Annotated in this window: 11 protein-coding genes and 3 pseudogenes; 1 reads left to right on the top strand and 13 read right to left on the bottom strand. The window is 47.5% G+C overall.

Features of this window, described 5'->3' with window-relative positions; all coding sequences use genetic code 11:
• Positions 1–20 precede the first annotated feature (20 nt).
• The 10 genes and pseudogenes from H581_RS0119535 to H581_RS38955 form a co-directional block, all read right to left on the bottom strand.
• Positions 21–263 carry a hypothetical protein gene (locus tag H581_RS0119535; RefSeq protein WP_051250991.1) on the bottom strand — a complete coding sequence of 81 codons (243 nt, stop codon included), beginning with the start codon at positions 261–263 and terminating at the stop codon, positions 21–23.
• A gap of 238 nt (positions 264–501) precedes the next feature.
• Positions 502–3120, bottom strand: a complete 2619-nt coding sequence (locus H581_RS0119540) for a winged helix-turn-helix domain-containing protein (RefSeq protein WP_211231477.1) — start codon at positions 3118–3120, stop codon at positions 502–504.
• A gap of 212 nt (positions 3121–3332) precedes the next feature.
• Positions 3333–4520 (bottom strand): staphylopine family metallophore export MFS transporter CntE, encoded by a 1188-nt coding sequence (gene cntE / locus H581_RS0119545; RefSeq protein WP_028611497.1) that lies wholly within the window; start codon positions 4518–4520, stop codon positions 3333–3335.
• A gap of 53 nt (positions 4521–4573) precedes the next feature.
• Entirely contained in the window at positions 4574–5317 is a 744-nt protein-coding gene (locus H581_RS0119550; protein WP_028611498.1) for an ABC transporter ATP-binding protein, read from the bottom strand.
• Positions 5304–6125, bottom strand: a complete 822-nt coding sequence (cntD, locus tag H581_RS0119555) for a staphylopine uptake ABC transporter ATP-binding protein CntD (protein ID WP_028611499.1) — start codon at positions 6123–6125, stop codon at positions 5304–5306. Before cntD ends, H581_RS0119550 begins: the two co-directional genes overlap by 14 nt.
• 7 nt (positions 6126–6132) lie before the next feature.
• Positions 6133–7026 (bottom strand): staphylopine uptake ABC transporter permease subunit CntC, encoded by an 894-nt coding sequence (gene cntC / locus H581_RS0119560; RefSeq protein ID WP_028611500.1) that lies wholly within the window; start codon positions 7024–7026, stop codon positions 6133–6135.
• Positions 7027–7959: a nickel/cobalt ABC transporter permease gene (opp1B, locus tag H581_RS0119565; protein WP_028611501.1), complete on the bottom strand. Its 933-nt coding sequence runs from the start codon at positions 7957–7959 to the stop codon at positions 7027–7029. It lies immediately after the preceding gene.
• A gap of 61 nt (positions 7960–8020) precedes the next feature.
• The gene (gene cntA / locus H581_RS0119570) at positions 8021–9628 is read right to left on the bottom strand and encodes a staphylopine-dependent metal ABC transporter substrate-binding lipoprotein (RefSeq protein ID WP_028611502.1); all 1608 of its coding nucleotides are present in this window, start codon (positions 9626–9628) and stop codon (positions 8021–8023) included.
• 27 nt (positions 9629–9655) lie between these two features.
• Positions 9656–9922 (bottom strand): annotated as a pseudogene (locus H581_RS37975) (opine metallophore biosynthesis dehydrogenase); the annotation flags it as partial.
• Positions 9921–10243 (bottom strand): annotated as a pseudogene (locus H581_RS38955) (class I SAM-dependent methyltransferase); the annotation flags it as partial. The pseudogenes H581_RS38955 and H581_RS37975, both read right to left, overlap by 2 nt.
• A gap of 509 nt (positions 10244–10752) precedes the next feature.
• On the opposite strand from H581_RS38955, the pseudogene H581_RS34585 reads away from it, so the two are divergent.
• A pseudogene (locus H581_RS34585) lies at positions 10753–12090 on the top strand (IS4 family transposase).
• Between the two features lie 486 nt (positions 12091–12576).
• On the opposite strand, the gene H581_RS0119595 reads toward H581_RS34585, so the two are convergent.
• From H581_RS0119595 to phnC, 3 genes are read right to left on the bottom strand one after another with little or no spacing between them, the layout of a single operon-like run.
• Positions 12577–13398, bottom strand: a complete 822-nt coding sequence (locus H581_RS0119595) for a PhnE/PtxC family ABC transporter permease (protein WP_036718870.1) — start codon at positions 13396–13398, stop codon at positions 12577–12579.
• Positions 13398–14183 (bottom strand): PhnE/PtxC family ABC transporter permease, encoded by a 786-nt coding sequence (locus tag H581_RS0119600; protein ID WP_028611508.1) that lies wholly within the window; start codon positions 14181–14183, stop codon positions 13398–13400. The genes H581_RS0119595 and H581_RS0119600 overlap by 1 nt, the downstream gene beginning before the upstream one ends.
• Positions 14173–14961 carry a phosphonate ABC transporter ATP-binding protein gene (phnC, locus tag H581_RS0119605; protein WP_028611509.1) on the bottom strand — a complete coding sequence of 263 codons (789 nt, stop codon included), beginning with the start codon at positions 14959–14961 and terminating at the stop codon, positions 14173–14175. Before phnC ends, H581_RS0119600 begins: the two co-directional genes overlap by 11 nt.

Consider the following 14961-nt stretch of genomic DNA (forward strand, 5'->3'; position numbering starts at 1 on the left):
TTCCTTTCGCCAGATTTTTCTTAGTCGGATTTAACGCGTTCGAGCGAGAGTAACGGCATTCCTAAATCCCGGATTTTTCTCAAGAACCCATATAGCGCAGCCTGATCGACCGGACCTGCTAATAACGTATCGCCGTTCTCTTCAAGCCGGATGGTGAGGCCCTCGAACCAGTCGCTCCGCCAGGGACCCAAATGTCCTTTGATCCTGATTTGATACACGAAAGCTTCACTTGCATCCGTTTTGGAGCTTTGATGATTTGTCATTACCCTCTCCTTCGTAAAACATTGTGGCGGGCGTAAGCGCGTTGACATCCGGCTAGCTCGCTTGTTTGGGTTAATTAGAAGATACACGTTCATGTGGTGAGAGGGCATCACCATATTGGGTGATTGATGTGGCGATTTGTACCCGGTGATTTGTCAATCGGGGGTTTTTGCCGGAGAGAGAGAAACCCCGGCCGAGGTTTGTTAAACCTTCAGGCCGGGGTTAGGATTTGCGAGCTCGTTATAATAAATCTAATTTCTCAGCCCGACGGACTGCCGACCGCCGGTTGTTCACCTCGAGCTTGTCGTAAATGTTCTTGGTGTGAGTCCTCAAGGTGTTTACGGACACCCCGAGTTCGCGGGCAATGTCCGGGCCGCTCAAGTCGGATCTCAGTAGCCGAAGCACATCGCGTTCACGTTCGCTCAGCGGCTCGCTCAAAACCTGATTGACAGACGTTTTTCCCTCAATCTTGCTGAAGGCTGCAAGCAGGCGACGGACATAGTTCCGGGCGATCCCTTGTTTCAGGGCTGATTTCAGCAGTGCCTCCATCGGTTGGCCTTCATCCGCAAAGATACGGACGTAGCCCTCTGGCTCGGCCAGAGTCAGCCCGCGTTCCAGCGGCACTAGCGCAGCAGGGATGGCGCCTTGCATCTGTTGAGCAAGTGCCTGCAGGATCAGGATTTCAATCGCGCTTCCCGTCCTCGCGCCTTCTTCCGCTGCTTGGAGGAGGCGCTCCAAGAGTCCCAGTACCTCAAGCACCGAGAGGTGTGCACGGTCGCTCTTATACCGGGCTAGGAGCACCCTAGCCAGAGTGATGTGCTCGAATTCGCGCAGGTAACTAAGATCGTCCCGGACGGACAGGCCATGCTCGCGTGCCCAGCCGAAAGCTTCGCCCAACCTCCCCTGCGCGACCCGCACCCGGGTCTTTAACGCTGCAATAGGACGCACATTTGGAAAAAAGTTACTCACGTACAGAAGCTCTGCCTCGTGGAGCAGATTGAGCGCTCCGTCCAGATCTCCTTGGGCTTCCCGTATTCGGGCCATCGCGACACGCCAGCGATACCGGTTTTGCGGGAACCCGGCTTGCTCGCCTTGATCCTTGCTTTTCAACAGGTGCTGCGCGGCCGTGTGCAGATCGTCTCGCTCACGGCAGAGTTCACTCATTCCCACGTACATGTCCGCCGTCCCCCGCAGTAAAGGATCGCCCTGCTCAATCGCAAGCTGCAATCCCCGCTCATAGTCACGCATGGCCTGGCGCAGTCGACCTTGCGCAATGCTAATTTCGGCCAGAGCGATTGAGCCCCCGATTACGTCAGAGATGCCCCCGGCCGCCTGAACATTAGCCATGCCATCGGCAAACGTCCGATACGCCGACTCGAGATCCCCGTTCGTCCAGGATGCGAGCCCTAGGAGCGCTGTTGCCGATCCGCGACGGAGATGGTCGTCCTCAGGCACGAGGTCGAGTACCCGCCGAGCGTATTTCATGGCGGCGGGGATATCGCCCAGCGCCTGAGCATGTGCGGCACGGTACAAAGCGATCGTACCCGGGAGCCCATGAAATGCCGCTTCATCCACGACGACCATCCCGGCTGATGGAGCTTCCAGTCGCTCGCGCGAGTCTGCTGTCGTCTCGAGCCATCGTTCTGCGTCCCGCAATCGATCCAGAGCGGCCTCGGTCTTGTCGCAAGATAGCAACGCCCAGGCATAACCGGCGCTGAGCACAGGCCTGCAGCAGACCACCTTGTCCGGGAGCGCCTTCAGCCAGCCCAACACGGAAGCCTCCTGTCTATTCCTCTGCATGGCCGGCAATGCCAACTCGACCAGGTCCGCCGCTCGCTTGAAATCCTCGGCGGCCAATGCGTGGCGGATCGCATCTGCGGGCGAGCCATGCTGATCGTGCCACATGCTCGCCCGCCGATGCAGCGCAGCTACCTGATCGGGCTGATCCGCCCTCAAATGAGCAGAGAGAACCTCGGCAAAGAGGTGATGATAGCGATACCAGCGACGCCTGTCATCCAATGGAACGAGAAAGAAATTGCCTCGCTCAAGGGCCTCCAACCGCGCGTTCCCCTCCTTCTGGCCGGTGACCGCATCGCAGAGCGGGCCATGCAATCGATCAAGAATGGAGGTTTGAAGCAAGAAGCTCCTGACATGGTCGGGCTGACGCTGCAGGACCTCTTCGACCAGATAGTCCAAGATGTACCGATTGTGTCCGGCGAATGCCCGAATGAACGCAGGAATGTCCTCGCGCCCCTGTATCGAAAGTGCCGCCAGCTGAAGCCCCGCAATCCAGCCTTCCGTACGGGTCTCCAGCACGGCAATGTCTTCAACGGCAAGACTAAGGCCCATGACTTGATTGAGGAACGCTGCCGTTTCGCCGGGAGTAAAACGCAGGTCGGCGGCACGCAGCTCGGTCAAGTGGCCCCGGGCGCGTAACCGGCCCAGGGGAAGCTGCGGATTCTCGCGGGTGGCGATGACCAGATGCATCTGTGGCGGGAGATGCTCGAGAAAGAAGATGAGAGCATCGTCGATCATTTTGGCGTCGACTACATGGTAGTCGTCAAGGACGAGAACGAATTTATTCGGGATAGCTGAAATTTCGTTGAGCAGAATCGTAAGCATCGAGTCGATAGGCTGCGGTTGCGGGGATTGGAGCGCACTAACCACGCTTCCTCCAATATTCTCAGCAATTGTCTGCAGAGCAGCAACAAGGTGAGTCAGGAATCGTGTGAAGTCGTTATCTCCTGCGTCCAGCGACAACCATGCGACAGGTCGATCGCAACCAGCGACCCATTCGCTGACCAATGTGGTCTTGCCAAAGCCGGCGGACGCGGAGATGAGGGTCAGCTTGCGGTCCAAACCCTCGTTCAGCCGATCCATCAGCCGCGGTCGAATGACAGCCTTTGTCCGTGGCACGGGGATATATAGTTTTGTCGCTAAAATAGGCATATTCATACATTAATAATAACACGCAACCTGCTTCTGCTCCTATCATTTAATATCTTCGGTTTACAAATGCAAGTAAACCTCACAGGTACCCGATTCCCTGACGGGGGAATTGCTGCACTTCTTTATCTTGACCCCACAAAAATCTTACGTCGTTCATAGGCAAAAAAGATCATCGACACGCCTAATATCGCGCAAATCATATACATAATGGAATAAGAGGAAAGGTCTGCAATCGGGCCCATAACGACACCGCCAAGCGAAACACCCAAATCAGCCATAGCAATAAATAACCCAATTAACACATTGCGGTTTACCTGCGGCAATACAAAAGACAAATATGTCGTTAACGTTGGATACAGAAGTGCCTGAGCAACTCCCATTAATAGAGCACCCGCATAGAAATAGGCGGCTCCACCTGCTATAGAGAAGCTTACGCTTTGCGCCGCTATTGCGAGAATGAGCATAGTTCCCATCATAAAAGACGTATGCCATTTCCCGTCCGATGGGATTTTCTTCCTCAAGACGAACCGGGCCACGACCACGGCCCCTGCCTGCAGCATGAGATAAACGGCCGCATTGCCGCCTTCGATTTGCGCAGCGTATAGCGGAATAAAGGTTGTCACCGCTCCAGATACAAGGGAAGCGGTCAGCATAAGGACGCTGCATTTAAATAAATGCGGGTTTTTGACGAGCTGGCCGAAGGACTGAAGCATCGTGGCGCCCTGCCCCGTCTGCCCCGAAACAGGATCGGCCTCTATTTTATCCATTTTAGCACTATAACCCACCACCCCTGTAAGGATGGCAATGGCGATCATAGCCGCTGTAAAATAATTCATATTACCAGCTTGCCACATGCCTAAAGCTAGCAGAGGACCGATAATACCGGGCATGTAAGCGCATAAGGAATACATCGAGATTCCTTGCGAACGATCCTTGTCCGGCAGCGCATCGATAATGCCCATCTGTAAGGCCATGGAGAAAAAAGCGGTGCATACCCCTTGCAGCATGCGGGCAACGAAATACCCCCCCAATCCGGTAATCGAGTATAGGATGAGAGCCAAGCCATTGATAACAAGAATCGTGCGTAACACTTTAATTGGTCCATGCTTGTGAATTATTTGGCCTGCCCACGGCCGGAAAAGCATGGTCGTAAACAAATAAGCCCCCATGATGATCCCGATCGTCGTATTAGTGGCCCCCAACGACTCGCCCTTCAAAGGAATAATGACATTCAATATAGAGTTAGCGCTGAAATAGAAAAGCGTCAACATATATAACCGCAGAAAAGGCCAAGACAGTGCTCCTCTCACAAACCTTTACTCCTCTCCCTAATCTTTTTGATAGCTCGCATTGCCATCTATCATTACGTAATGATCATTTGCAGCAATTTCCTTGCATACGCGGACTGAACGTCTTTTAATTGCTCAATTTTGACCATTTCCTCGATTTGGCCATTTCTAATGATCATGACTCTGTCGCAAATATAGGACGCGGCTTGAATATCATGGGTGATGAAGATATATCCTATATTGTAAATTTCCCTCAAGCTTTTTAACAATTCAAGCACCTGGATTTGAACAGATCCATCCAAAGAGCTGATGGCTTCATCTAATACAATACATTTCGGTTCTGTAGAAACGGCTCTTGCAATGCACACCCTCTGAGCCTCCCCGCCCGATAACTCATGAGGATATTTTGTTCGATAGGACGGGTTCAACCCCACTTGATACAATAGCAGATCAATCTTGATTTGAGCCTCCTGTCGAACCATTCCTTGCAGCTTTAAGGGTTCCATCATGGCCTGTTCCACGGTATAAAACGGATTGATGGAGGAGGTATAGTCTTGAAATACGGCGCTGATATTTCCCAATCTCGCTTTTCGGTCATCTACGCTCTTTCCCTCAAACAAAATGGTTCCGTGATCAGGTTTCTCAATCCCTAATAGCAATCGCCCTAATGTAGATTTGCCGCTTCCGCTTTCTCCGATAATACCCAAACATTCCCCTTGCTTGCATTCGAAGCTAATGTTTGACAAAACCTTCTGTCTTTCCCCGGAAAACAATCCGCCTTTTTTATAGGATTTCTCAACCTGATTAACGCTCAGCAACGCTAACGCCCCCCATGATTTTCTTAAAATGATGATTGAGCGCCAGCTTTGTAGAAACTAAATACCGGGTGTACTCGTGCTGAGCATCAGAGAAAATGGCCCGGGTTGTCCCTCTTTCCACAATTTCTCCGTCTTTCATAACCTGAACCTCATCCGCCATTTTTTGAACAATGCCCAAATCATGCGAAACAAAAATCATCGAGCAGCCCATTTTCTCCCGCAACCGTATGAACTGTTCAACGACCTCGAATTGCGAGATCGTATCGAGCGCTGTCGTCGGCTCGTCGGCGATTACAATGTCGGGTTCCAACACGATGGCCAGCGCAATCATAACCCGCTGCAGCATACCGCCCGACAACTGGTGCGGATACATATTCATCACCGAGACCGGGTCTTTCAGCATGACACTAGCCATGGCATGTTTCATCTTGGCTGTTATTTCTTCACGGCTCCAGCCGAAATGCCAGGCAAGCGTTTCCTTTAAGTGAACCCCAATCACACAAGAGGGATCGAAGGCACGCATACCGTTTTGCAATATCATGCAGAGCTGCTTCCCTCTTTTTCTTCTCATTTCTTTTTCAGAAAGCTCGGTTAGGTTCATTCCGTTGAACAAAATGTCTCCGGATTGGCTGATACCGGCTTTATTCAATCTCATAATAGCCCTGCAGGTCAGAGACTTGCCGCTTCCGCTTTCCCCAACGATGGCTAGACAGCTTCCCTGCTTGACATGAAATGAACTATTCGGAACGATCACTTTACCCGTTCGGTTATCCCAAATTTTCAAATTTGCCGCTTCTAGAATATTCATAAATGGATTACGCCACCTCTTTTCCTTGAAGCTTTGCGCTAGAAGCGACTGTCTGCCCTTGAAGCTTATGTTTGGAGGTCATTAATTTAGGATCTAAAGCCACTTGAAGCGAATCAGACAAAAAGTTGATGGCCGATACGACAATAATGATGGTTAAACCTGGCGCCAACATGATTTCCGGCCTCGAGAACATGACTTCCCTTGCCTCATTTAACATCATGCCCCACTCCGCATTCGGAGCTTGAATGCCTAAACCGAGGAATGAAAAGCCTGATAATTGCAAAATCATCGAACCGAAAGAACTGCTTGAAATGACCGCTACGTCCGGAAGCGCAACTGGAACAATATGCTTCATTATAATTTTGATGTTGCTGACACCGAGCGCTTTGGAGAACTTCACATAGTCAGCTTCGGCATATTGCATGACTGACGTTCTGATGATTCGAGCAAACCATGCCCATTTCATGATTACAAACGCAATCAAAATATTTTCAAGACCCACCCCCAAGATGCCAATTACAGCCAATATCATGACATATCCCGGGAAAGAGAGCATCACATCGCAAACCCTCATCACAAAGGCATCCGTTTTCCCTCTAAAGTAGCCCGCAACAAAGCCGAGAATCGCCCCGATTCCTACCGATATGGCCAACGCAACAAACACCCAAAGCACGCTGGGACGGATTCCATATATTAATCTGGATAAAATGCATCGCCCCAGATGATCGTTGCCTAGCAGGTATTCCCACGACGACGGGGCAAATCGAAGCTCCATGTTTACTTCTGCGGGGTCATGCGGAGCAAATAAAGGGGCAAAAATCCCTGCAATTATAGTTACAGCGATAATGGATAAAGAGATAGCGGCTAACTTATCTTTCCATATAAGCTTGAATAGTTTCATTTAGAGATCCTTCCTTAATTTAGGGTTCATCGCCGCATTGATAATATCAGAAACGGTATTGAACAGAACAAAGGCCGCTGCCAGTACAAGGACATACGCCTGGATGATCGGGAAATCCCTGCTAAGAATAGAATTAACGCTAAGAGTTCCTAAACCGGGCCACGCAAATATGTTTTCCACGACGACCGTGCTTCCCAAAATAATGGGGATGGCCATGCAAAACACAGAAATGGCTACCTGCAATGAATTTCTTAAAATATGCATCGTTATTTTCTTCTCCGGCAAGCCGCACGCCCTGCCGTACAGAACATAGTCTTCATTTAAATTGCTTATCATTGCACTTCGAATGATCCTAAAGTACACGCCTGCAAAACTGATCGTGATCACAATAACAGGTAAAACGTAACTTTTGTACGAGTCCATCCCGCTAGTCGGCAACAGATCCAGCTTCACAGAAAAATACCAGACCATTAGCGCCGCAAGCCAGTAGGACGGCATGGATGTCAGAAAAAAGGAGACGCCTCTGACCGATTTGTCCATCCATTTCCCTTCTCTCAATGCGCAGATTACGCCTAATCCAATAGAAAACGCAATAATGGCAATAACTGAAAGCAACGTTAGTTTTAGCGTATTGAGAAAAGCCGGGCCCAGCAAAGACCACACCGGTTTTCCCGTGACGTACGAATTCCCGAAATCCAGCTGCAAACATGAAACGAACCATTTAAGGTAACGGATTAGAAATGGTTGGTCCATCCCTAACGCCGCTTTCGTTTCTGTTATTAATTCATCCGTAATTTTCGGTACGCCTTGCGCATACAATACCACTTCAGCCGGATCTAAAGGAGACAGATTGTTTAGAACAAACGTTAAAAAGGATATGATCAACAGCAAAGGAATCGATATCAATGATCTTTTGATGATATAACTGCCCATAGCAATCTCCTTTATTGGTCTAAATAAATAAAAAGGGGTTATCCCCTTTTTATTTATTTATCTATTCAAAGTGCATCCGCTCAAACGGCAGCTCATATTGCGTTTGCTTGAATGAGATGCCTTGCAAGCTTTTGGGAGCCACGACCGTCACGCTGCCGTTCGTAATCGGAATAAAGACGGCTTCGTCATGGACAATGGTTAATATATCCGCATATAACGACTTCCGTGTCTTCTCATCCGCGGACACCAACACTTCATCAATTTTCTTGTACAGCTCAGTTGCTTTCGCTATGCCGCTAGTCGTATGGTAATAAGAAGATTCGGAAGTAAATGCAGAGATTGTGCTTTGCGGGTCATATGCGAGTCCCCACGTTTGATTGAACAGCAAATCATAGTCTCCCGTTGATCTTCTGTTCGCGATGGATGAAGATTCTTCACCGGTAAGCTCAAGCTGAGCCCCTATCTTTTTTAATGTGTTTTGAATGAATTCAGCCTGCGTTTTTTGAGTGGAAGAATTGGCGTCATAGTAAAGCTTCATGGCTAATTTGTTTCCGGCTTTCGTTCTGACTTCGCTGCCGCTCTCCAAAATCCAGCCCGCTTCTTCCAAGATCTTTTTCGCTGTTTCTAAATCATAGCCTCGTTTCTTCAACTCTACATTGGCATAATTGACGTTAGATGAGAATAAGGCGTCCGCTGCTGTTTCCGTGCCGTTAAAAATTTTCTTGCTGATTGTTTCTCTATCAATCGAATACCAGATCGCTTCACGAACAGCCGTATCATGTACAGGGTGACCCGTTTTGCTGCTATTGGCCACGATCATTTTCGTATTCATCGGCTCACTTCTAATAATCTGGTAATCTCCCGAATCAGCCAGCTGATTCATAGCTTCCACATCAATGCTGTCTGCGCCCCGGTCATCCGTAAAGACGAAGTTAACTTCTCCTTTTTGCAGCGCCAAAAAAGTCGTTTCCCCTGCCGGAAGCACCTTCGCCGTAATTTTCTTTACATTTGGAGCGCCGCCCCAGTAGTTTTCATTTGCTTCAAAAGTGGCATACTGATCGGTCTTATGTTCCGTGAGCTTATAGGGGCCTGTGCCGTTGTAACCACTTACGCCATCTTTTGTTTCCCCGTTAATGAAACTTTTGGGCGAGATGAATACATAGGGTCTGGTCATCGACAATTCAAGCAAAGTCGGGTAGTACGGCTCCGAGAGAACCAATTCAATCGTAAACTCATCGCGTACCGTGCAGCTCATGATTTTCGTTGACAGCTTGATCCAGGAATGCTTGCTTGCATTGCTTTGCACGGCTTCAATATTTTTCTTTACTGCTTCTGCGTTAAATGGTTCCCCATCATGGAAGTTCACATCTTTTCTTAGTTGGAAGGTGTATACTTTGCCATCATCCGAGATGTTCCAAGATTCAGCCAGCAGCGGCTTGATGCCGTCTTCCGTATTCTCAACTAATGATTCGTAAATCATCCCTTGCGCCGGCAGGGAACCTGGATACAAATGGGGGTTCATATCGTTAATATCTTTTGCTGTGGCGTATACCAGCTCTTTACCTTGATCCGTGGCCCCCGTTTTCGCAGCATTGCCGCCGCTGCAGCCTGCCAGCAGTACAATGGAAACGATAAAAGCGAATAATATAACAACCATTTTTCTTGACATGTAGTATTCTCCTCTATATGGAACGAATTAGTTTTTCGACTTCGACTGTCTACTTATTCCTATTTCACTGCATATCATCTTCAAATCTTCTTCAAAACTTTGTACAACGAAGGCATTCGACAATAATTCGCCATGAAGCGCTTGATCAGCTTCCTCCAATTTAAGCTCGTAGGTTGCAATGAAATTATCGATCGTTGGACAGCTCGAATCCAAATATTTCGCAATGCCTTGTATGATTTTTAGCCGGTAGTAATCCTCCTTAGGCATTCACGGGATATCCCAATACCCTTCCCTTTCGTCCAAGCTCTATCGCCTCCTCATCAATATCGATGCCAACTACTTCTGCGCCTGTTCTCTTTGCTATGTACAATGGTGTCATTGAGAATGAACCCGAGCCAACCCATAGTACTTTTGAATCAGAAGTGACTTGAAATCTTCCAAATTCTTTTTCAATACAACATTCAGCAGCTTCAATGCACGGTATTTTTCCATAATCGCAACACAAAACGTAGACGTTTTCCTTAATTCCGCCGCAAGTTGGGGAAGCTCGCTGGATGTTTGTTGTTCCAGTTGTTTCGACGCTTCTTTGTTACCCTCGTCTGTTATGAATGCTGACTCGTTCTCTTCCTTCGTTCGCCTCACATTGTATCATCACATCACCAAGCTAAATCTGCCTTCAAATTACAAGTAAATCGTAATAATTACGATTATATTCCGAAGTTGCTATTTTAACAATACTTATTCCAAATAAATATATTCCTAAATCCCCGAACCCAAGGGGATAGGGTAATGATACTTTTTAAACTCTACTACAAGATTCGGGCTTTGAGTATGACTCAATAGGGCTAATCATGATGATAAGATTGTGTCGATGTCGCGAATCGGTGTAATACAGACAAATTTACGTTGAACCATCAAATGAATTTCAAATGAGCAGAGTTTTCCAGAGTAAAGGAAACCGGCTTTATTTATGATATTCTGTCTTAGCGTATATTTTCGTTCAAATGTTGGCTGAACCCCATGCCCATCAAGCTAAGATGAATCTATACCCCGAAATGGAAAAATAATCCATACCTTCTATATCAAGCATAATTCCATAGAAAGGATGGTTTTCCATGAATTCTATTCCACTTTCTATCAGTGAAGAAATGCATTTACTAGCTCAACGGCTTCAACATCATTTTTCTCCTACCCAACTTGAGGAGCTCGCAAGAAAAGCTGGATTCGTCCAACGAAAAAGCAAATATACTGCGCAGGATTTGGTTTCCTTATGTGTCTTTTGTATCGATGACTCCCCTCGCACGATAGCCAACTTGATGCCTCCAATCATCTTTCGATGAGCGCAGAAGGATTGAACCAGCGGTTCAATCCTTCTGCAGTTGCCTTCCTTCAATCCCTATTTTCAATGCTTCTCCAAGAAAAAATCTCGACTTCCTTCTCGCTGCCTTGTGAATGTAACTCCTATTTTCATCGAATCCGTATTCTGGATTCGACTGTTTTTCAACTTCCAGATCCCTATGCCGACCGTTACCAGGGTTCCGGAGGAAGTTCTCATACTGCTGGTATGAAAATTCAACTTGAATACGAGCTAAAAACCGGAGAATTCTTACAAGTGGATGTTGGCCCCGGAAGAAACAACGACGGTTTATATGGTTTAAAACGAGCGAAAACGGTAGGAATGAACGATCTTTGTATTCGAGATTTGGGCTACTTTTGTTTAGAAGACTTCGAAGAAATGGAGCAGCGTGGAGCTTTTTATGTTTCGCGGTTAAAATTGAATGTCCGCGTATATGAACAAAATAAGGAAGTTGAACAATTCAAAGATGGCAAGGTAAAAAAGCAATCGTTGTACAAAGAAATCGATTTGGAAGCCATTATGGATCGTCTTCAATCCGGAGAAATGGTAGAACTTCCCGAAGTGTATCTGGGTCTCTATAATAAATTTCGCACACGGCTTCTCATTTAAAGAACGAACAAAACGTTTAAGTGCCATCAATATCTACATGACCAATGCCCCTGACATCAATTTAAAAAAAGAGCATGTCCATGACCTGTATTCCCTACGCTGGAAAATCGAGATTTTATTTAAGACGTGGAAATCCATCTTCCATATCGACCGGTGCAAGTCGATCAAAACTGAACGCTTTGAATGTCATGTGTACGGGCAGTTAATCGCCATTTTGCTTAGTTCTTCTCTCATGTTTCAGATGCGCAGACTTTTGCTAATGAAGAAAAAGAAAGAAGCCAGTGAATTCAAAGTAATCTGTATCTTAAAAGAATATTTTCTTTCTCTACATGATGCCATTAAAAGACAAGCGGATGATGTCCAGCGAGTGCTACTCCAATTTTTTCGGATAATTGAAAAGAATGGACGTAAGTCACATCGGTATGAGAAGAAAACCGTATTTGACATTCTAAGTGTAGTCTATGAGTGTAGACAGAAATATCGATCTGCTGCCTAGAAATATGAAAATTATAAAAACTAAGCCACCAAGGCTAATTTAAGTCTGTACAAAATCCAGTTCTAGCTAATTGCTCGGATCAAGTGACGGACAGTAGCATCCGTTCCTTTTTCTTTGTTCTTAGCTTGATGGGCATGTGGCGGGACCCCTAAATACGATTTACTGCGCTAAATAGTAATAGTGTCTATTAAGGATGTCAATCATTTCTATTTTCATCATTACTTTTTTCTGGAAACAAAAGAACACCGGCAAGAGCGTGCCGGTGTCAGGTTATTGGCAAAGCCCTGGATTTTGGGGATTTTGTAATAAAAACTTATATCGTTGTCTTCTAAAATCCTATCAGGTTGTGCGCGCGTTTCCACTTTTCGCTTCCCTCCGTTATCCTGTGGTTGGCGGCCTTTTTCTTATTCCTCCATTGTTGCCAACGGTCGAACAAGAAAACAGAATTCGCGGGCACATCCATAATCGTCTTGCCAAAGCGCTTCGTTACGCATTTAACTTGAGTCTTCGCTTCAAGCGGGAAGCGAAGACCTCCAGCATGATAGCAAACGCAAGAATGAAATAGGTAATGACGCCGATTTCTCTCAGATCGGAATAAAACATGCTTGCCATAAACATGTCGAATCCGATACCGCCCGCTCCGGCGGCGGCGCCCATAGCTACCGCTACCGCAAAGTTTATTTCAAACCGCAGGAACGTCCAGGAAAGAAGGAAGGTGATCGTGGAGGGAATGACTGCTTGGAACACAATCTGCCACCAATTGGCGCCGCTTGCCTTCAACGCTTCAATGACGCCGTTATCCATCTCTTCGAATGACTCGGAATACGCTTTGACCAAATATCCGATCGAGTGAAAGCTCATGCCAACCACTGCCGCAACGCTTCCGAGCCCGGCCCCCACAGCGAAAATCAATACCCATAATACCGTAGGAACGGCTCTTATCACCGCGACGAAACCTCTGATCACATTGGAAGTTGTGTTATTCGTCAAGTTCCGGGCAGCAAACAAGCCCATGAATAGAGCGATGACAGCCCCGAATAAAGTGGTTAAAAAGGCCAGCCCCATCGTTACAAGCACCTTATATAACGCCTCAAGGAATGTAAAATGTTTAAAGTGCGGCTCGAACAGCATCGTCGGAAGCATCTTTGCCGTCTTGATGACAGAGTCTAACAGATTTAGTCCTTTATAATCGAAAGTTATAAAACTATATATCGTTATGATTGTCAGCGTAAGGAGCGTTGCCCGAATGATCACTGACGCCTTATTCAACGTTTTCACTTTAATTTTCGTACCGGTCTGCGCAGTCATTATAGAATCGCCCTCCTGACATAGTTGGAAATATACTCGATGAACAAGATCGCGATGACGATGGCGACAACCACGAGACTGGCCGTATGATAGTTCATGCTTTTGTAATAAAGATTAAATGCAAAACCGATACCCGTTCCGGTCAAAATACCGACTAGCGTAGCTTGGCGGATGTTGGTTTCAATCATAAACAAAATCCAGCTAATCATCTGAGGGATGCTGGAGGGAATGACGGATTGGAACACGATATGAAAATATCCGGCGCCCGTCGCCCTCAACGCTTCGACGGAGCCTCCGCTCACTTCATCGATCGTCTCAATGAAAGCTCTTGTCAAATAGCCGAACGATCCGAAAAACAAGGCAAAATAGCCGGTCATCACGTTCTGGCCGAACGAGAACAACAATATTAACGCCCATGCCGCGACATCAATGTTCCGGAAGACAGTGGCAATCCCTCTGCTGATGCCGCCGAGAACCGCGTTAAACCGGGTGGTATGGGCTCCGAATATAGCGAACACCAACGCAAAGACAGCCCCGGCCGACGTCGCCGCAATCGAAACGAGCACGGTTTCCTTCAATTTCATCATAATATCGGGCAGCTTCCTGAACGATTCCCCATTCGGATAAAAGTTGGAAAAACCCCAGTGTACCGCCTTTGGAATCGAGGTGAATCCCTTTGCCACATTATATTCCGTCATGACGATGGCCACGAGCGTAACAAGAATCAATACTCCCAGGAATACAAAGGCATTCATCTTTTTTCTTGCAAAGATATCACCCCGCATTTTGGCCTCCATGGTCGAAAATAAGTTCTCCCGCTTCGGAGCCGTAAATCTTATGAATCATGCTCGAAGACATTTCCTTCGGCGACCCGTCATAGACCACCTTTCCCTTGTTCACGCCAATGATTCTGTCGGAATATCTCAAAGCGACATCCACCTGATGCAGATTAACGAGTACGGTGATCCCCATCGTGGCCGAGATCGTTTTAAGATAATCCATGATGGTTTTCGCCGCATTGGGGTCGAGAGAGGCAATCGGTTCGTCGCAAAGCAGCATTTTCGGTTTTTGCACGAGCGCCCGGGCGATGCCTACGCGCTGCTTCTGCCCGCCGCTGAGCTGATCGGCCCTTCTGTACGTATGCTCCTGCAAACCGAGAATGTTCAACATTTTGACAGCTTGCTGCTTCTCTTCTTCGCTATAAAGCCCCAGCATCCCGGCAAGAGTCGATTTGTAGCCGAGTCTGCCGTGGAGCACATTCTCGATGACGCTCAGCCTGTTGACCAGGTTGTAGTGCTGGAAGATCATGCCGATTGTTCTTCTGACCCTCTTCAATTGAGCCTTATCCAGCTTAAGGACATTCTCATCGTTAAAGAAGATTTCCCCGCCGCTGGCGTCGACGATCCGGTTGATGCACCGGAGGAGGGTGGATTTCCCCGCCCCCGATGGACCGATAATCGAAACAAATTCGCCTTCCTTGACGTTAAAGCTGACGTCGGACAAGGCTGCAGTCTCTTGACCGTAATGCTTCGATACCTGTCTTAATTCCAGTAAAGTTTTCAT

The sequence above is a fragment of the Paenibacillus harenae DSM 16969 genome (genome assembly GCF_000422465.1).
GTDB lineage: Bacteria > Bacillota > Bacilli > Paenibacillales > Paenibacillaceae > Pristimantibacillus > Pristimantibacillus harenae.

What these genes read in the sequence shown, in the direction of transcription:
- H581_RS0119595 (WP_036718870.1), bottom strand. Translation starts at nt 13,398, where the DNA reads ATGACTGCGCAGACCGGTACGAAAATTAAAGTGAAAACGTTGAATAAG.
- opp1B (WP_028611501.1), bottom strand. Translation starts at nt 7,959, where the DNA reads ATGGGCAGTTATATCATCAAAAGATCATTGATATCGATTCCTTTGCTG.
- H581_RS0119535 (WP_051250991.1), bottom strand. Translation starts at nt 263, where the DNA reads ATGACAAATCATCAAAGCTCCAAAACGGATGCAAGTGAAGCTTTCGTG.
- H581_RS0119600 (WP_028611508.1), bottom strand. Translation starts at nt 14,183, where the DNA reads ATGCGGGGTGATATCTTTGCAAGAAAAAAGATGAATGCCTTTGTATTC.
- phnC (WP_028611509.1), bottom strand. Translation starts at nt 14,961, where the DNA reads ATGAAAACTTTACTGGAATTAAGACAGGTATCGAAGCATTACGGTCAA.
- cntD (WP_028611499.1), bottom strand. Translation starts at nt 6,125, where the DNA reads ATGAATATTCTAGAAGCGGCAAATTTGAAAATTTGGGATAACCGAACG.
- cntA (WP_028611502.1), bottom strand. Translation starts at nt 9,628, where the DNA reads ATGTCAAGAAAAATGGTTGTTATATTATTCGCTTTTATCGTTTCCATT.
- cntC (WP_028611500.1), bottom strand. Translation starts at nt 7,026, where the DNA reads ATGAAACTATTCAAGCTTATATGGAAAGATAAGTTAGCCGCTATCTCT.